The 16,843-nt window shown below is 69.1% G+C and carries 13 protein-coding genes; 5 read left to right on the forward strand and 8 right to left on the reverse strand.

Features of this window, described 5'->3' with window-relative positions:
• Positions 1-33: 33 nt before the first annotated feature.
• The 3 genes from CFB81_RS03790 to CFB81_RS03800 all read right to left on the reverse strand — a co-directional run bounded on the left by CFB81_RS03790 (position 34) and on the right by CFB81_RS03800 (position 3,234).
• Positions 34-978, reverse strand: a complete 945-nt coding sequence (locus CFB81_RS03790) for a LysR family transcriptional regulator (protein WP_089434610.1) — start codon at positions 976-978, stop codon at positions 34-36.
• An 80-nt stretch (positions 979-1,058) separates the two neighbouring features.
• Positions 1,059-1,697: a 2-hydroxychromene-2-carboxylate isomerase gene (locus CFB81_RS03795; protein ID WP_069616635.1), complete on the reverse strand. Its 639-nt coding sequence runs from the start codon at positions 1,695-1,697 to the stop codon at positions 1,059-1,061.
• 94 nt (positions 1,698-1,791) lie between these two features.
• The gene (locus CFB81_RS03800) at positions 1,792-3,234 is read right to left on the reverse strand and encodes a TAXI family TRAP transporter solute-binding subunit (RefSeq protein ID WP_069616634.1); all 1,443 of its coding nucleotides are present in this window, start codon (positions 3,232-3,234) and stop codon (positions 1,792-1,794) included.
• Positions 3,235-3,665: 431 nt separating this feature from the next.
• On the opposite strand from CFB81_RS03800, the gene CFB81_RS03805 reads away from it, so the two are divergent.
• The 3 genes from CFB81_RS03805 to CFB81_RS03820 all read left to right on the forward strand — a co-directional run bounded on the left by CFB81_RS03805 (position 3,666) and on the right by CFB81_RS03820 (position 8,710).
• Entirely contained in the window at positions 3,666-4,031 is a 366-nt protein-coding gene (locus CFB81_RS03805; RefSeq protein ID WP_050011705.1) for a BON domain-containing protein, read from the forward strand.
• A gap of 137 nt (positions 4,032-4,168) precedes the next feature.
• Positions 4,169-6,259 carry a D-(-)-3-hydroxybutyrate oligomer hydrolase gene (locus CFB81_RS03810; protein WP_089434611.1) on the forward strand — a complete coding sequence of 697 codons (2,091 nt, stop codon included), beginning with the start codon at positions 4,169-4,171 and terminating at the stop codon, positions 6,257-6,259.
• Positions 6,260-6,874: 615 nt separating this feature from the next.
• Complete coding sequence (locus CFB81_RS03820) at positions 6,875-8,710, forward strand: S10 family peptidase (protein WP_089434612.1); 1,836 nt, start codon at positions 6,875-6,877, stop codon at positions 8,708-8,710.
• Between the two features lie 278 nt (positions 8,711-8,988).
• Here CFB81_RS03820 and CFB81_RS03825 read toward each other — a convergent pair whose 3' ends face one another.
• The 5 genes from CFB81_RS03825 to CFB81_RS03845 form a co-directional block, all read right to left on the reverse strand.
• Positions 8,989-9,777, reverse strand: coding sequence for a sulfite exporter TauE/SafE family protein (locus CFB81_RS03825; protein ID WP_069621218.1), 789 nt, complete (start codon positions 9,775-9,777; stop codon positions 8,989-8,991).
• Positions 9,778-10,080: 303 nt separating this feature from the next.
• The gene (locus tag CFB81_RS03830; RefSeq protein ID WP_069621217.1) at positions 10,081-11,520 is read right to left on the reverse strand and encodes a DHA2 family efflux MFS transporter permease subunit; all 1,440 of its coding nucleotides are present in this window, start codon (positions 11,518-11,520) and stop codon (positions 10,081-10,083) included.
• A gap of 133 nt (positions 11,521-11,653) precedes the next feature.
• On the reverse strand, positions 11,654-12,385 hold the full coding sequence (locus tag CFB81_RS03835) for a DsbA family oxidoreductase (RefSeq protein ID WP_089434613.1): 732 nt from the start codon (positions 12,383-12,385) through the stop codon (positions 11,654-11,656).
• A gap of 183 nt (positions 12,386-12,568) precedes the next feature.
• On the reverse strand, positions 12,569-13,363 hold the full coding sequence (locus tag CFB81_RS03840; RefSeq protein ID WP_069621215.1) for a transcriptional regulator: 795 nt from the start codon (positions 13,361-13,363) through the stop codon (positions 12,569-12,571).
• Positions 13,360-14,322, reverse strand: a complete 963-nt coding sequence (locus CFB81_RS03845; protein ID WP_089434614.1) for an ornithine cyclodeaminase family protein — start codon at positions 14,320-14,322, stop codon at positions 13,360-13,362. The genes CFB81_RS03840 and CFB81_RS03845 overlap by 4 nt, the downstream gene beginning before the upstream one ends.
• Positions 14,323-14,681: 359 nt before the next feature.
• Between CFB81_RS03845 and CFB81_RS03850 the strand changes: the two genes are divergently transcribed.
• Positions 14,682-15,461, forward strand: a complete 780-nt coding sequence (locus CFB81_RS03850) for an ABC transporter substrate-binding protein (protein WP_069621213.1) — start codon at positions 14,682-14,684, stop codon at positions 15,459-15,461.
• Between the two features lie 67 nt (positions 15,462-15,528).
• The gene (locus CFB81_RS03855) at positions 15,529-16,773 is read left to right on the forward strand and encodes an FAD-binding oxidoreductase (protein ID WP_089434615.1); all 1,245 of its coding nucleotides are present in this window, start codon (positions 15,529-15,531) and stop codon (positions 16,771-16,773) included.
• Positions 16,774-16,843: the final 70 nt, after the last annotated feature.

The raw sequence follows: 16,843 nt of genomic DNA on the forward strand, positions 1-16,843 counted from the left end.
GCCTGACCAGCCGCGCCGCGCCTTGGCCGCGCGTCAGCGCTTGCGCGTGCGAGAGACCGTCAGCTCGTCGGACACGCTCTGCATCAGCGCGCACAGCCACGCGATGTCGGTCGGCCGATCGGGTTGCGGGTGCGTGAGCAGGTAGCTCTTGATGCGCGGGAACGGCACGGGCGGCGTGACGACGACGAGCGGCAGCAGTTGCGCATAGTGCGTCGCGAAGCGGCGCGTCGTCGTGAAGATCAGGTCCGACTGCAGCAGCACCTGCGGCACGATCCCGAAGTACGGCAGCGTCGTCACGATGCGGCGCGTGAGGCGCGCGCGCGCCAGGCCGATCTCGATCGCGTTGCGCTTGTCGCCGGTGTACGGCGTCGGCGCGACGTGCGCGGCCGCCGCATACGCGTCGCGCGTGAGCGGCTCGCGGGCGAGCGGATGCGCGTCGCGCATCAGGCACACGATCGTGTCGGAGAACAGGTCCTGGCGCGCGAACTGCGGGTCGGGCTTGGGCCAGTTGCCGATCACGAGATCGAGCGCGCCCGATTCGAGCGCGCCCGCGTGGTCGAGCGCGGGATTCAGCGAATCGATTTCCAGATGCGCATGCGGCGCCGCGTCGCGAAAGCGCTCGATCAGCGTCGGCATGAAGAAATCGTTCAGGTAGTCGGGCGCGGCGACGCGGAACGTGCGCCGCGCGGACGACGGATCGAAGTCGCCGTGCGGCGTCGCGATGAAGTCGACCTCGCGCAGCGCGCGCGACGCGGCTTCGAGCAGCGACGCGCCATATTCGGTCGGCACCATGCCGGATTTGCCGCGCACGAGGATCGGGTCGTTCAGCGTCTCGCGCAGCTTGCGCAGCGCGGTGCTGATCGCGGGCTGGGTCTGGTTCAGCCGCAGCGCGGCCTGCGTGACGCTGCGCTCGAGCAGCAGCGTGCGCAACACGCGCACGAGCCAGATGTCGAGCGAGGCGGTACGGTCGTCGTCCATTGGTGGGGGTGATTCGGGGGACGCGTAACCTTACCGCAGCCGCGCGTTGCCGTGCGTGATACCGGCCATCACGCACGTCATCACGCGCGGCCCTTCGGCAACGTGCTGATCCGCTTGACCTCGCGCGATTCGAGCCAGTTCGGCGTGCGCGCGCAGTACAGCACCATCGGCAGCGCGTCCTCGCCCCAGAACAGCTGCTGGTTCATCCAGAAGGTGGGCACGCCGAACACGCCGAGCGCGATCGCGTCGGCCGTGTTGCGCGCCAGCTGCGCAGCGGTTTCCTCGAACTCGATCAGCTCGTCGCCGTGGCTCACTCCGACGCGTTCGCACAGTGCCGCGAAGCCTTCCGGCGTCGACGGATCGTTGCCTTCGCGCCAGATGAAGCGGAACATTTCCAGCACCGTCGCGATATCGGCGCGCAGCGCGATCGCGAGGCGCAGCACCTTGTCCGAATCGAACGGGTGCGCGGGCGGCATCTTGAAGCGGATGCCGAGCTGTTCCGCGCGAAACAGCGCGTGACGGTACGTGAACACGCGCTTGGCCGGCACGTCGGCGGTCGGGCGCTGGCCCCAGTGGCGCTGGAGGTCGGTCAACGACACGGCGACGGGGTCGAACGGCACGTCCGGCCATTTGTCGTGCTGCTCGAGCAGCAGATACGAGAACGGCGACACGAAGTCGAAGAACCAGGCGGGTTGGGCGGTATCGAGGCCGGTTGTCATGTCGTTCTCCAGAAGGTGGGGCGTGCGGCGCCTGGCGGCGGCCTCCATGTTACGCGGCAGCGCGCGCATGCAGCAATGATCGCGGATCGTTCGCTCACGCGGAACCGGGAGTCGCCCGGGGGCCATCGCCGGCCGGCGGCGGGCCGGTTTCCGCGCGCGCCGGCGGGTTGCCGGCGCCGGGCGGCCCCGCCGGCGCATCCTGGTCGTGCGCGGTGAGCCGTTCGCGCACGAAGCCGATGTGCTCGCGCAGCACGTAGAACTGCCCGGCATACGCGAGCGGCATCTTCATCCGGTTCACGGCTTCCTCGATGTCGTCGAGCTCGTCGAGCAGCTGCACGCGCTCCTCGGCCGTATGTTCGCCGAGCGCGCGGCGCTCGAGCGCGATCAGCGCGCCGTACCAGCGGTAGATGCGCGAGCGCACGCGCCAGCCGTACAGCGACGGCACGAGCCGCAGCCCGGGGATCAGCACGACGATCAGCGGCACGACCACGACCAGCAGCCGGTCGACGAGGCTCGCGACCCAGAACGGCAGCCGCCGGTACAGGAAGCTCTTGCCCGACTTGTAGTAGCGGGCGGCGTCGTCGGACAGCGGGAAGCCGCGCGTGACCGACGACGGGAATTCGCCCGCGTGCTGGAGGATCGTCGCGTGGCCGTGCACTTCGCGCGCGGCCTCGATCAGCAGGTCGGACAGCGCCGGATGCAGCGAGTCGCGCGCGACGAGTTCGATCGTCGGCGCGACCGTGTGGATGTCGGCGGGCGGCAGGTTGCGGCCGAGATCGTAGACGCCCATCGGCAGCGTGATCGCGGTGAGGTACGGAAAGCGCCGCGCGTACGCCTCGGCCTGCGTGAACGAATACACGTGCACGCCGGGCGCGCGGAACAGCTTCGCCATCACCGGGATCTGCGTCGAGTCGCCGGACAGGAACGCGGCGTCGATCTTGCCGTCGAGCAGCGCGGTCGCGGCGTCCTCGCCGGCGGTCGGCAGGAGCTCGGTCGGGCCGCCCGGCACGATGCCGTTCATCTTCAGCAGCGCGAGGCTCAGTTCGCGCGCGCCGCTGCCTTCGGCGCCGAGCGCGAGCCGCTTGCCCTTGAAGTCGGACAGGCGCGCGACGACCGGGCCGCGGTACATGATCGCGAGCGGCACGTAGCCGATGCTGCCGAGCGACACCAGATGCTCGTCGCGCTCCTTCGGGCCGATGCCGCTCTGCACGAAGCCGACGTCGACCGGCGCGTTCGGGTTCGACAACCGCGCGAGGTTCTGCGCGGAACCTTCGGACGATTGAACGTCGAGCGTGACGCCGTTTTTCGCGAGGATCGTCTTGTATTTCTGCGCGGCGTTCCAGTACGTGCTGCCGGGCGGCCCGGCCGAGATCACGAGCGAGGACGGCGGCGCCGGCTGGATCAGCTTGACCGCGAGCCAGACGGCCGCGCCGGCGAGCAGCACGGTCGGGCCGATCGACAGCGCGAGGTCGCGCCACGAGACGGCGACGAAGCGGGCGAGGATGCGGCGCGGCGGGCGGGGGCGGGCAGGCTTCATGGGATCGGCGGATGACGCTGGCGTGACGCATCGATGACGGTCGTCGCGGGACGACGCGGATGCTCGCGGCGATGGTACCCGGTTTCGCCGCGCATGCGCGAATCGGCTGGGCTCGCGCGGCTGCGCGGCGACGGCTGCGGGCGCCGTCGCGTCAAAAGCTTTGCGCTTCGGCGGGCGCTGGATTACATTGTGCGACGCAGCCGCGCCCGATTCGCGCGCGACCCGGCACGTCATGAGACCGGGCGCGTCCGGCCGGCGGCTGCCCGGCCCGGCCGGCCCGCTTTCGCGTGCGCCGGCCGCCGGCCCGTGACGCCTCTCTCGTATCGCCGTGGAAAACACCGGCTGTCCCGCCCGTTCGCGCGCGGGCCGGCTGTTTTTGGGGGTATCCGGCCGTACTGTGCACGGCCGTTCCGGAGTGATAAGGAGATAGCATGAAGTCGATCGTGTTGAGAGCGTTGGGCGTCGCCGCCGTGGCGGCCTGTCTGTCGGGCAGCGTATATGCGCAGTCGAGCGACGCAGCGGCAACGGAAGCGCCGGCGGCCGCGACGAGCGCGCCGAAGGCCGCCGCGAAAACCGCGAAGAAGGCGAACCGCAAGCTCGGCTACGCGGTGCGCAAGGCCATTACGAAGGCAGGCGGCATCGACGTGGCGAACCTCGTCGTGCGCTCGAAGGGCGGCGCGATCACGCTGGAGGGCACGGTGCCCGACCAGGCTCAGATCGACAAGGCGGAAGAGGCGGCGAAGGGCGTGAGCGGCGTGACGTCGGTCACGAACAAGCTGACGGTCCAGCAGCAGTAACGCCGGGCGGCGGCGCGCGAGCGCCGCGCGCGCCCGTTTCAGGCGGGTCCCGGCATGCCGGGGCCCGTTTGCGCTTCAGAGGCCGGCAGCCGCGCGCGGCGCGGCGGCGGACCGATAACGATATCGAGGGGGCGGCGATGACGAAGTTCGGGTGGGGCAGGCGGGTGGTGTGGGGGGCGGCGCTGGCCGCGATCGCGATGCTCGGCGCCTGCAACGGCGACGAGTCGGCCGAGCGCAACCGGTTGCCCGGCTTCGTGTCCGGCAGCGTGCGCACGACAGCCTACGACGGCGCGAGCGACGACCTGCTGACGGCCGGCCTCGGCAAGACGGGCCTCGCGGCGGCGGCCGCGCCGGGCTTCGCGAACCCGTCGCGGCCGACGAGCGCCGAATTGCGCCGCCTCGCGATCTGGTCGAACTACCGCGCGCTCGTCGACATGAGCGCGAACGGCGGCTACGGCCGTTTCTGGGGGCCGAACGTCGACCTCGACGGCAACGACACGCTCGGCGAAGGCAAGATCCCCGGCACCGAATATCTCGCGTATGCCGACGACGGCAGCGGCACCAAGAACGTGACGCTGCTCGTGCAGGTGCCCGCCAGCTTCAATCCCGCGCAGCCGTGCATCGTCACCGCGACGTCGTCCGGCTCGCGCGGCGTGTACGGCGCGATTTCCGCGGCCGGCGAATGGGCGCTCAAGCGCGGCTGCGCGGTGGCCTACAACGACAAGGGCGGCGGCAACGGCGCGCACGAGCTCGGCTCCGACACCGTCACGCTGATCGACGGCACGCTCGCCGACGCGGTGCTGGCCGGCACCGCGAGCCTGTTCACCGCGAACGTGACGAGCGGCGATCTCGCCGCGTTCAACAGCCGCTTCCCGAACCGCTATGCGTTCAAGCACGCGCATTCGCAACAGAATCCCGAGCAGGACTGGGGACGCGCGACGCTGCAGGCGGTCGAGTTCGCGTACTGGGCGCTCAACGAGCAGTTCGGCCCGCTGATCGACGGCGCGCATCACGGCGTGCGCTATCGCGCGGGCGACATCACGACGATCGCCGCGTCGGTCAGCAACGGCGGCGGCGCGTCGCTCGCGGCGGCCGAGCAGGACAACCGCGGCTGGATTACCGCGGTCGTGGTCGGCGAGCCGCAGATCAACGTGCGGATGGCGCCGAATGCGGTCGTCCGCACGGGCGGCCAGCCGGCGCCGTCGTTCGGCCGGCCGCTGGCCGATTACGCGACGCTCGCGAACCTGCTGGAACCGTGCGCGGCCGCGTCGGCGTCGCTCGCCGGCGCGCCGTACCTGAGCGCGCTGCCGTCCGCGACCACGCAGTCGATCCGCACGCAGCGCTGTGCGACGCTCGCCGCGGCCGGGCTGGTGGCGGGCGCCGACACGCAGAGCCAGGCGGCCGACGCGCTCGCGCAGCTCCATGCGGCCGGCTATCTGGCCGATTCCGACCTGCTGCAGGCGTCGATGTGGGATTCGCAGGCGATTCCCGCGATCGCGGTCACCTATGCGAACGCGTACACGCGCTCGCGCGTCACCGACAACCTGTGCAACTTCAGCTTCGCGACGACGAACGCGGCGACGGGCGCGGTCGCGGCGCCCGCCGCATCGCCGATGCCGGCCGTGTTCGGCGCCGGCAACGGCGTGCCGCCGACGGCCGGCATCAATCTCGTGTTCAACAACGGCGCGGGCGTCGACCACCGGCTCGCGACGCCCGATGCAAGTTTCGCGGGCGCGCTGTGCCTGCGCCAGCTGTGGACGAACGGGATGCTCGGGATGCCCGCGAACGTCGACGCGGTGCGCGTGAACGCGAACCTGCACGGCAAGCCGGCGATCATCGTGCAGGGCCGCAGCGACGCGCTCGTGCCTGTGAACCACGCGTCGCGCGCGTACGTCGCGCAGAACGGCATCAGCGAAGCCGGGCGCAGCCAGCTGGTGTTCTACGAAGTGACGAACGGCCAGCACTTCGACGCGTTCCTGTCGGTTCCGGGCTTCGACACGCGCTTCGTGCCGGTTCACTACTACAACGTGCAGGCGTTGAACCTGATGTGGAAGCGCCTGAAGAACGGCGCGCCGCTGCCGCCGTCGCAGGTGATCCGCACGGTGCCGCGCGGCGGCACGCCGGGCGCCGCGCCCGCGCTGACGAGCGCGAACCTGCCGCCGATCTCGGCCGCGCCGGGCGCGAACGCGATTTCCGTCGGCGTCGGCACGATCGACGTGCCGCTCTGACGGCGCCCGTCACGTCCCACCCACAAGCCGGACAGCCGTCCGGCTTTTTTAATGTGCGTCTCTGGAATCGGTCCCGGACTGTCTTTTATCCGAATGGCGAGCGCTGTAACAAATTCTTACTTTACGGCGATAAATCCGGAACCTATTATGCGCCGGTATTTTCACTTAATTTAATAAATCCGGTTGCGAGAATATTCCTTTCCATTTAGTTAATAGATCCTTTCGATTTTATTCAATCGGATCGAGTCGCGATTGATCGCCGTTTCGCGATTAATCGGTATCTCGCCGACGGGGATCGTTCGTCTGTTCGAAGTGAAGACGCGTTGCCGGGCGGGCTTTGCGCGGCATTCTTTGGTCCATCGCTTTTGTTGTGCCAGTAAATCCACGGAATCAATCCGTATTGCCGCGGATCGTTGAATTGTCGTTGTCAATGGAATTGACGCCATTGTGCGGTTGCAAAAAAACATGGGTGGGGTAAATCGTGCCGGTCGGTATTTGCCGATCCGGTAAAAAACTCGGAATGCGTCGCATAACGAATGCATTCCCGGTGCGGAGCGCCGGCGCAAATGATCCGTTGCGATCGGCGGTATTTATCGTTCTGTTCGAGAGGCAATAATGACGACACGGAAGTCCTTGAAAGACGGTTTCGCGCTATTCGGAACGACCTTGAGCGTACCGCTCGCCGCCGCGGCGGCCGCGGCGCTGCTCGTCACGGGGTGTGGCGGCGACGACGGGCCGAGCCCGAGCGCGTCGGCGGCCACCGCGGCCGCGACGTCCAGCGACGGCACGTCGGCCGCCACCGACGCAACGGCCGCCGCCGCGGCCGACCAGCCGTACGTCGACACCGACGTGTACGGCACCGGGCCGAACGATGCCGTCACGGATTCGACGGAAGGCGCGGCGGTCGTGCACCGCCAGGTCACGATCGGCGGCAAGACGATCGCGTACACGGCCACCACGGGCCACCTGACGACGATCGATCCGGTCACGTCGGCGCCGAACGCGAAGATGTTCTACGTCGCATACACGCAGGACAATCCCGACCCGTCGAAGCCGCGCCCGGTCACGTTCTTCTACAACGGCGGCCCGGGCTCGTCGTCGGTCTACCTGCTGCTCGGTTCGTACGGGCCGAAGCGCCTGCAGTCGTCGTTCCCGAACTTCACGCCGCCCGCGCCGTACAAGCTGCTCGACAACCCGGACAGCCTGCTCGACCGCACCGACCTCGTGTTCATCAATCCGGTCGGCACCGGTTACTCGACCGCGATCGCGCCGGCGAAGAACAAGGACTTCTGGGGCACCGACCAGGATGCGCGCTCGATCGACCGCTTCATCCAGCGCTACCTGACCAAGTACTCGCGCTGGAATTCGCCGAAGTTCCTGTACGGCGAGTCGTACGGCACCGCGCGCAGCGCGGTCGTGTCGTGGGTGCTGCACGAGGACGGCATCGACCTGAACGGGATCACGCTGCAGTCGTCGATTCTCGACTATGCGAACGCGCTGTCCGCGCCGGGCACGTTCCCGACGCTCGCGGCCGACGCGTTCTACTGGAAGAAGACGACGCTCAATCCGACGCCGACCGATCTCGACGCGTACATGGTCCAGGCCCGCGACTACGCGGACAACACGCTCGCGCCGCTCGCGCAGAAGCCGAACCCGCAGGACGGCGGCTTCGTGAACGTGCGGCTGAACCTGAAGCTGCAGACCGCGCAGCAGATGGGCGCGTACATCGGCACGGATCCGACGTCGCTGATCCAGACCTTCGGCAACCCGGCCGCGCTCGGCAACGTGCCGTCGTCGGACGACAATCCGCCGTACACGTTCTTCCTGACGCTTGTGCCGGGCACGCAGATCGGCCAGTACGACGGTCGCGCGAACTTCACGGGCAAGGGCATCGCGCCGTACATCCTGCCGAACTCGGGCAGCAACGATCCGTCGATCACGAACGTCGGCGGCGCGTACACGGTGCTGTGGAACAGCTACATCAACACCGACCTCAAGTACACGTCGACGTCGTCGTTCGTGGACCTGAACGACCAGGTCTTCAACAACTGGGACTTCAGCCACACGGACCCGACCGGCGCGAACAAGGGCGGCGGCAACACGCTGTACACGGCCGGCGACCTGGCGTCGACGATGAGCGTGAACCCGGACCTGAAGGTGCTGTCGGCGAACGGCTATTTCGACGCCGTCACGCCGTTCCACCAGACGGAGCTGACGCTCGCGCAGATGCCGCTCGATCCGGTGCTCAAGGCGCGGAACCTGACGATCAAGAATTACCCGTCGGGTCACATGATCTATCTGAACGACGCGTCGCGGACCGCGCTGAAGGGCGATCTCGCCAACTTCTACGACGGCATCCTCGCGAACCGCACCGCGCTGCAACGCGTGCTGAAGCTGCAGGCGCGCACGCAGCAGATGAAGCAGCAGAAACTGCAACAGCAGGGGCAGTAAGCGGGGCGGGCGGCGGGCGCCGCCCGCCGCAACGACATGCACTCGCGCATGCGTCCCGACGTTGCGGGGCGTGTGCGTGGAGGGTGTGGCTGTCGTTCCTCAGGATGCCCCCGAGAGTCGTGGACTCCGGGGGCATTTTTGTGTCGGAGGGGGCGTCGCCCGGAAGTCGCAGGGGATGGCTTCCTTAATCCTCAAAACAGGGACGAAAGGCCCTCTATTGAGGATGAGTGGATGCATGCGCCGACGGCGGCGTTTGTCACCGGACGCGAGGCGCCCGCTTACGCCAGCACGAGCCGCACGCCGACCGCGACCAGGGTCGACGCGAGCAGGTTGCGCAGCAGCCGCTCGGGCGCGCGCGCCGACAGCAGGCTGCCGATCACGATGCCCGGCAGCGAACCGAGCAGCAGCGACAGCAGCATCGACCAGTCGACCGAGCCGAGCAGCCAGTGGCCCATGCCCGCGACCAGCGTGAGCGGCACCGCATGCGCGATGTCGGAACCGACGATGCGGGTGGTCGCCAGCAGCGGATACAGCAGCAGGAGCACGGTCACGCCGATCGCGCCGGCGCCGACCGACGTCATCGACACGAGCACGCCGAGCACGGCGCCCGTCAGCACGGTCGACCACAGCGTGCGCGCGGGGTTCGGCGTGAGCGGGTTGCGCGCGGCGAATGCCGTGAGCTGAGGGCGGAAGATCAGCGCGAGCGACGTGAGCAGCAGCGCGACACCGAGCACGAGCTGGATCATCCGCGCGGTGCCCGGCGTGTTCATCCCGTGCGTGTGCAGCCACCACAGCGTGAGCGCCGCGGCCGGTACGCTGCCCACCGCGAGCCGGCCCGTGATGCGCCAGTCGACCGAGCCTTTCAGGCCGTGGACGAGCGTGCCGGTGGCCTTGGTCGCGGCCGCGTACAGCAGGTCCGTGCCCACGGCCGTCGCCGGGTGGACGCCGAACAGCAGCACGAGGATCGGCGTCATCAACGAACCGCCGCCGACGCCCGTCAGGCCGACGAGAATGCCGACGAACAGGCCGGACAGCGAGTACAGCAGATCGATATGGGGAAGCGACATCGGAGGCAGGCGGTTATGTGGCGTTCGGCGGCGGCGCGCGGCCGTAGCGCGCATCAAAGTCCGCCATTGTCGCAAAAGTGGCGCGTCAATGTACGACCGCGTTAAAAATCGGCCGGGAAGGTCGGCCCGGTAGGCGACCGGCGGGACGTAAAACGGGCGTTTGAATGGAAGCGGGGCCGAGAATGGCGACCGGCCTGAAAGCGATGACGAATCGGGGGCGGACGCCGTGTATCCGGCCTGCATAAGAAAGGGCGCGACAATGCGCGCCCCGACGCGATGCCGGTTCCGGCCCCCCGTCGACGGTCAGTGCATCGCGGGCCCGGCGCCTTCGACCGCGCGTGGCGGCCGGATGCGCAGCGCCAAACCGGTCAGCGCGGCCACGGCCGCAAACACCGCGCCGAACGCGAAGGCCGCGTGGTAGCCGCCGTTCAGCGCGTCGAGCGGCGTCGCTTGCGCTGCCGCGAGCGCATCGGTGCGGGCGCCGGCGAGACTCGCGAGGACCGCGAGCCCGAGCGCGCCACCCATCATGAACGCGGTGTTGACGATGCCCGACGCGAGCCCGGAATCGGCCGGGTCGACGTCGCTCATCGCGGCGAGCAGCACCGGATTGAACGCGACGCCGGCACCGATGCCCAGCAGCGTCATGCCGGGCAGCACGTGCCATACGAAACCGCCGTCGACCGGCGCGCGCGAGAACAGCGCAAGGCCGCACGCGGCGATCAGCAGGCCGGCGGCGATCGGGCCGCGGATCCCGAAGCGCATCACGATCCGCGCCGACAGCCCGAGCGAGAACGCGGCCATGATCAGGTTCGCCGGCAGGAACGCGAGGCCGACCTGCAGCGGCCCGTAGCCGAGCACGCGCTGCATGTACAGCGCGGACAGGAAGAACCACGCGAACATCGCGGCCGCCCACAGCACGGCGATCGCGTTCGCGAGCGCGACGTTGCGCGCGGCGAACAGCGTGAGCGGCATCAGCGGGTGCGCGGCACGCGACTCGATCGCGATGAACAGCGCCAGCAGCACGCCGGCCGCGCCGATCAACGCGACGGTTTGCGTCGACAGCCAGCCGGCCTCGTTGCCGCCGACGATCCCGTAGACGGCCAGCATCAGCGATGCCGTCACCGTGATCGCGCCCGCGAAGTCGAGCCGCGCGGCGCCGGCCGGCGCGCGCATGCGCGGCAGCAGCGCGGCGCACATCGCGTAGACCGCGACGCCGATCGGCAGGTTGACGAGGAAGATCCAGTGCCACGACAGCGAGCTCGTCAGCAGTCCGCCGAGCAGCACGCCGATGCTGCCGCCGCCCGCGCACACGAAGCCGTAGACGCCCATCGCGCGAGCGCGTTCGCCGGGCTCGGTGAACAGGTTCATGATCAGCGACAGCGAGACGGCCGACACGACCGCGCCGCCGAGCCCCTGCACCGCGCGCGCGGCGATCAGCATCGCCTGCGATTGCGCGAGCCCGCAGGCGAGCGACGCGAGCGTGAACACGACGAGGCCCGCGAGAAACATGCGCCGCTGTCCGTACAGGTCGCCGAGCCGGCCGCCGAGCAGCAGGCAGCCGCCGAACGTCAGCAGGTATGCATTGACGACCCACACGAGGGCCGTTTCGGTGAAGTGGAGGTCGGTGCTGATCGACGGCAGCGCCACGTTCACGATCGTGCTGTCGAGCACGATCATCAGCACGCCGAGGCAGAGCACGATCAGCGCATACCAGCGCTTCTCGCCGTGTATCCCGTGGGTCATGGGCTCGCAGCCTTCTAGTCGTTATAGGGAAGGATGCATTGTAGACGCCACCGGCACGGGCCTCCTGCCGGTTTGTGGCAGGAGCGTCGCGTAGTGGCGCGCGTGGCCCGGCGCGCGTGAAGCGGGATGCGCGTTACGCGCGCGCCGGCAGTTCGCAGCCGTCGGGGCCGCAGGCGGCTGCATCGCCGTCGCCGAGTTCGACGATGCCGTCGCGCCACGCCTGATCGAGTGCTTGCGCGAACGCGTCGGCCGGCTGCGCGCCCGATACCGCGTAGCGGCCGCCGAACACGAACAGCGGCACGCCGCGCCCGCCGATCCGCGCGGCGCGCGCGATGTCGGCGTCGACTTCGTCGCGGTACGCGTCGCTGCGCAGTACGGCTTCGACGGCCGAGCGCTCGAGCCCGGCTTCGACCGCGAATTCGGTCAGTTCGGCATGATCGAACAGCGAGCCGTGCTCGCAGAAATACGCGCGATACAGGCGCTCGGTCAGCGCATGCGCGCGGCCCGTCGCTTGCGCGAGCTTCACGAGCCGGTGGCCGTCGAGCGTGTCGCCGACCAGCGTGCCGGGCAGGTCGTAGCGCAGCCCGACGCTCGCGGCCGCGTCGGTCACCTGGCGCAGCATCTGGTCGACCTGCGCGGGCGCCATCCTGTACTTGCTCGCGAGCATCGCTTCGACCGGCTCGACGGGCTGGCCGGGCATCAGCCGGTACGCGCGCAGCACGACGTCGACGCGATCGGCGTGCGCGAACGCGGCCAGCGCCTCGTCGAAGCGGCGCTTGCCGATCCAGCACCACGGGCAGATCAGGTCGGACCAGATTTCGACGGTCAGGGTCGGGCGGTCGGTCGGGGCGGGAGCGGTCGTCATGGGCGGTCCGGGGACGGCAAAAAAAAGTGTAACCGAGACTATATCATTTTATGCTTCCGGGCTCCGTCGTCCGCAGCCCGTGCGGCATGCAGCCGCGCCCGCGTATCGCGAAGCGTCGACGCGGAAACGGTCGCCCGGTGCCGATGGCCGGGCCCGACCGTCCTTGCGGCCGCCGCTGCGCGCTCAGGCGTCGCCCTGCGTTTCCTTCAGATGCTTCAGATGCTTGTAGACCGTCGCGCGCCCCATCCCGAGCACGTTCGCGACGTAGTTCGCCGCGCTCTTGCCCCGAAACGCGCCTTCCGCGTACAGCGCCTCGACGAGTTCGCGTCGATGCTCGCGCGTGAGCCCGTTCAGCCCGACCTGCCGCTCGCGTAGCCAGCCGTGCAGGAACGTGTTGATGCGCTCCTGCCAGTCGTCGCGGAACAGTTCGTCGGGCTGTGCGACGACGCCCGCGCCCTTGATGAACAGGTCGAGCGTCGCGCGCACCTCGTCGAACACCGCGATGTTGAAGTTGATGCACATCATCCCGGCCGGGCGGCCTTCGTCGTCGAACAGCACGTTGCTCACGCAGCGCATCCGTCGGCCGTCCCAGTTCAGCTTCTCGTACGGGCCGATCACGCGCTCGCGCGCCGAATGATCGATTTCCTCGAGCGCGGAATCGTCGCCGACTTCGCGCTTCGACAGGTTGTTCGCCAGATACAGCACGGTCTGGTCGTGCAGGTCGTGGATCACGACTTCCGCGTACGGAAAGAACAGCGCGGCGATACCGTCGGCGATCGGCGCATAGCGGGTGAGCAGCAGGTCTTTGACGGGAGATTTCTTCTTGCGCATCGGTATCGCGATCTCGGGTGGGCGGGAGCCGGGCAGCGTGTCGGGCCGGCGGGCCGGCGCACCGTCGGCCGGCATGCCCGTGCGCCCGCGCGCGGCCGCCGCGGCGGTTGCGCCATTGTATCGGCCCCGCGCGCGCGGGGCGCTCATCCGCGCGTCAGATGCGTGTACAGCGCGTGCGCGATCGCGATGTCCTCGAGTCCGAGGCCGATCGAGCGGAACAACGCGTGACGCGTGCGCGACGGCGCCGCGCAGGTGCCGGCGACGAGCGCGGGCAGGTCGCCGACGATCCGGCCGGCATCCCAGCCGTACTCGGCCGTCGCGATCTGCATTTCGCCGGCGCTCGCGGGCGTCGTGTGCCGGTAGTCGCAGTAGACGTCCATGTCCGGCAGCCACGCGGGCGGGATTTCGTGTGCGCGCGCGACGTTCGTGCTGATCGACGTGACGAGCGCGGGGCGCGTGAGCATCCCGTCGCCGAGCACGGGCGTGCCCGACGACGTGCACAGCATCACCACGTCCGCGTCGCGCACGCACGTCTCGACGCTCGCCGCCGCGCGGGCGCGCGGGTCGAGCGCGGCGAGGCTCGCCTGCAGCGCCGCATCGCCGGCCAGCGCGGGCGAGTACACGCGGATCGAGTCCCAGTCGCGCAGCGCCGCCGTGTGCCGCAGGTGTGCGAGGCCGACCGCGCCCGCGCCGACGATCGCCAGACGACGCGCGTCGCGCGGCGCGAGGCAGTCGACCGCGAGCGCCGTCGTGCCGGCCGTGCGTTCGACGGTCAGCAGCCCCGCGTCGCACCACATCAGCGGCTGGCCGGTTTGCATCGACATCAATGCGGTCCATGCGGTGACGACGGGTTTGCCGCCCGTCACGATGTACGGCGACAGCTTCGCGCCGAATACCTGCGCATCGGCGAGCGCGCCGAGATACGTGATGAAGTCGCCGGCCTGGTCGGGAAACAGCGTGAGCGTCTGCGGCGGCTGCACCGCGCGCGCCGCGGCGAGCGACGCGAACATGCGGCGCAGCGTGCCGAGCACGTCGAGCGACGGCAGCGCCGCGCGCACTGCGGCTTCGTCGACGGTCAGCGGCAGGGTGGGGACGGTTTGCGTCATCGGGACATCTCCGGTGCGGGCTGGACAGAAAGTCTCGAAAGACGGTGTCCGGCGGGGTTTGTTGTGGATTAAAAGTCTAATATAGACAAACGAAACCGGGATGATTTTTCTTTTCGAGACGTCGTGGTGGGGCCGGACTCATGAAAAACGTCATGGACTCAACGGTATTTTGCGTGATCGACGAAATTTGGATATCGAGCGACACGGTGATCTTCTCGTATCCCCTATAGTCTACAGTAGACTTTTAGTCTATATTTCGCGTGCAGGACCCGACACCTTGGCATGCAGCCGCCTGCGTCGAATGCCGACCCGGCGCGCGACCAATCTTCATCGCCTCACTCCAGAACGGAAGGACCGTCATGAACTGGAAACTTTCCCTCTGCGCCGCTGCGGCGCTCGCGTGCGCGGTCGTCACCGCTCATGCGGAACAGACCACGTTGCGCTTCGGGATCGAAGCCGCCTATCCGCCGTTCGAGAGCAAGACGCCGGCCGGTCAGCTGCAGGGTTTCGACGTCGACGTCGGCAACGCGGTATGCGCGAAGCTGAACATGAAGTGCGTGTGGGTCGAGAATGCGTTCGACGGGCTGATCCCGGCGCTGCAGGCGCGCAAGTTCGACGCGATCAACTCGGCGATGAACATCACCGCGAAGCGCAAGCAAAGCATCGACTTCACGCCGGCGATCTACGTGGTGCCGATCGTGATGGTCGCGAAGCGCGGCTCGCCGTTGAAGCCCGACGTCGCGAGCCTGCGCGGCAAGCACGTCGGTGTGCTGCAGGGCTCGTCGCAGGAGGATTTCCTGAAGGCGCACTGGGCCAATGCGGGCGTGGCCGTCGTGTCGTATCAGGATCAGGACCAGATCTACGCCGATCTCGTCGCGGGGCGTCTCGACGCGGCCGTGCAGGAAGCGCAGACCGCGCAGGACGGGTTTCTCGACAAGCCCGCCGGCCGCGACTACCGGATCGTCGGCGAGCCGCTGAAGGATCCGGCGACGCTCGGCGAAGGCACCGGCTTCGGGATGCGCAAGAACGACAAGGCGCTGCAGGCGAAGATCGTCGGCGCGCTCGATGCGCTGAAGCAGGACGGCACGCTGAGCGCGCTGTCGCAGAAGTACTTCAAGCGCGACATCATCGCGAAGTGAGCGCTGCCGCGTGCCGGCCGCGGGGCCGGCGCACGGCGCATCCCATCTCGACGCAGTGCGGGGAACCATGGATTTCGACGTCATTGTTCTGGGGGCCGGCATCGTCGGCGTGTCGTCGGCGCTGCATCTGCAGGATCGCGGGCTGCGCGTCGCGCTCGTCGACCGGCGCGCGCCCGGCGAGGAAACCAGCCACGGCAATGCGGGGCTGATCGAGCGCTCGTCGGTCGTGCCGTATGCGTTTCCGCGCCGGCTCGGCACGCTGCTGCGCTACGCGCGCAACCGTTCGGTCGACCTCTATTGGGACGCCCGCGCGCTGCCGGCGTATGCGGGCTGGCTCGCGCGCTTCTGGCGCGAATCGTCGCCGCGGCGGCTCGCGGCCGCCGCGCGCGACCTGCTGCCGCTCGTCGCGGCGAGCGTCGTCGAGCACGATGCGCTGCTCGCGCGCACCGACGCGCAGCCGCTCGTGCACGACGGCGGATGGATCGAGGCGTTCCGTTCGCCCGCGCTGTTCGACGCGCAAGCGCGCGCGCAGCAGCAGGTCGCCGCCGCGCACGGGCTGCGGATGACCGTGCTCGACGCGCATGCGCTGCGCGCGCGCGAGCCCGGTATCGGCGACGCGTTCTGCGGCGCCTTCCACTGGCAGGACCCGAAGACCGTGTCGAGCCCGGGCGGGCTGACCAAGGCCTATGCGCGGCTGTTCGAGCGCGACGGCGGCACGTTCGTGCACGGCGACGCAACGACGCTCGTGCAAGTGGATGGCGGCTGGCAGGTTCGATCCGAACACGGGCCGATCTCGGCGCGTTCGGCCGTGGTCGCGCTCGGGCCGTGGTCCGATCAGGTATTCGCGCCGCTCGGCTACCGGATTCCGCTGCGCGCGAAGCGCGGCTATCACATGCATTACCGGCCGACGCGCACGCCGCTGAACGTGCCCGTGTGCGATACCGAGGCCGGTTTCGTCGTCGCGCCGATGGAGGGCGGTCGCTTGCGGCTCACGACGGGCGTCGAGATCGCGCCGCGCGACGCGCCGCCGACCGGCGTGCAACTCGCGCGCGCCGAACCGCTGGCGCGCGACGCGTTCGGCATCGGCGAGCGGCTCGATCCGGAACCGTGGCTCGGGATGCGGCCGTGCACGCCCGACATGCGTCCGGTGATCGGGCCCGCGCCGCGCCATCGCCATTTGTGGTTCGCGTTCGGCCACTGCCATCACGGGCTCACGCTTGGGCCCGCGACCGGCCGCCTGCTCGCCGAAATGATGACCGGTGCGCCGACTTATATCGATCCCCGTCCGTATCGGCCCGCACGTTTCGGCTGAACCGGCCGCACGCCGATGCGGCGTCGGCCGCCGGCACGCGCCGGTGGCAACGCGCGTGTTTCGAAATGCG

The sequence above is a fragment of the Burkholderia sp. AU28863 genome (assembly GCF_002223195.1).
Classification (GTDB): domain Bacteria; phylum Pseudomonadota; class Gammaproteobacteria; order Burkholderiales; family Burkholderiaceae; genus Burkholderia; species Burkholderia sola.

Excerpts from the sequence above, each read along its gene's own strand:
- CFB81_RS03795 (WP_069616635.1), bottom strand. The coding sequence starts at position 1,697 with ATGACAACCGGCCTCGATACCGCCCAACCCGCCTGGTTCTTCGACTTC.
- CFB81_RS03790 (WP_089434610.1), bottom strand. The coding sequence starts at position 978 with ATGGACGACGACCGTACCGCCTCGCTCGACATCTGGCTCGTGCGCGTG.
- CFB81_RS03820 (WP_089434612.1), top strand. The coding sequence starts at position 6,875 with ATGACGACACGGAAGTCCTTGAAAGACGGTTTCGCGCTATTCGGAACG.
- CFB81_RS03810 (WP_089434611.1), top strand. The coding sequence starts at position 4,169 with ATGACGAAGTTCGGGTGGGGCAGGCGGGTGGTGTGGGGGGCGGCGCTG.
- CFB81_RS03830 (WP_069621217.1), bottom strand. The coding sequence starts at position 11,520 with ATGACCCACGGGATACACGGCGAGAAGCGCTGGTATGCGCTGATCGTG.
- CFB81_RS03840 (WP_069621215.1), bottom strand. The coding sequence starts at position 13,363 with ATGAGCGCCCCGCGCGCGCGGGGCCGATACAATGGCGCAACCGCCGCG.
- CFB81_RS03825 (WP_069621218.1), bottom strand. The coding sequence starts at position 9,777 with ATGTCGCTTCCCCATATCGATCTGCTGTACTCGCTGTCCGGCCTGTTC.
- CFB81_RS03805 (WP_050011705.1), top strand. The coding sequence starts at position 3,666 with ATGAAGTCGATCGTGTTGAGAGCGTTGGGCGTCGCCGCCGTGGCGGCC.
- CFB81_RS03845 (WP_089434614.1), bottom strand. The coding sequence starts at position 14,322 with ATGACGCAAACCGTCCCCACCCTGCCGCTGACCGTCGACGAAGCCGCA.
- CFB81_RS03800 (WP_069616634.1), bottom strand. The coding sequence starts at position 3,234 with ATGAAGCCTGCCCGCCCCCGCCCGCCGCGCCGCATCCTCGCCCGCTTC.
- CFB81_RS03835 (WP_089434613.1), bottom strand. The coding sequence starts at position 12,385 with ATGACGACCGCTCCCGCCCCGACCGACCGCCCGACCCTGACCGTCGAA.
- CFB81_RS03850 (WP_069621213.1), top strand. The coding sequence starts at position 14,682 with ATGAACTGGAAACTTTCCCTCTGCGCCGCTGCGGCGCTCGCGTGCGCG.
- CFB81_RS03855 (WP_089434615.1), top strand. The coding sequence starts at position 15,529 with ATGGATTTCGACGTCATTGTTCTGGGGGCCGGCATCGTCGGCGTGTCG.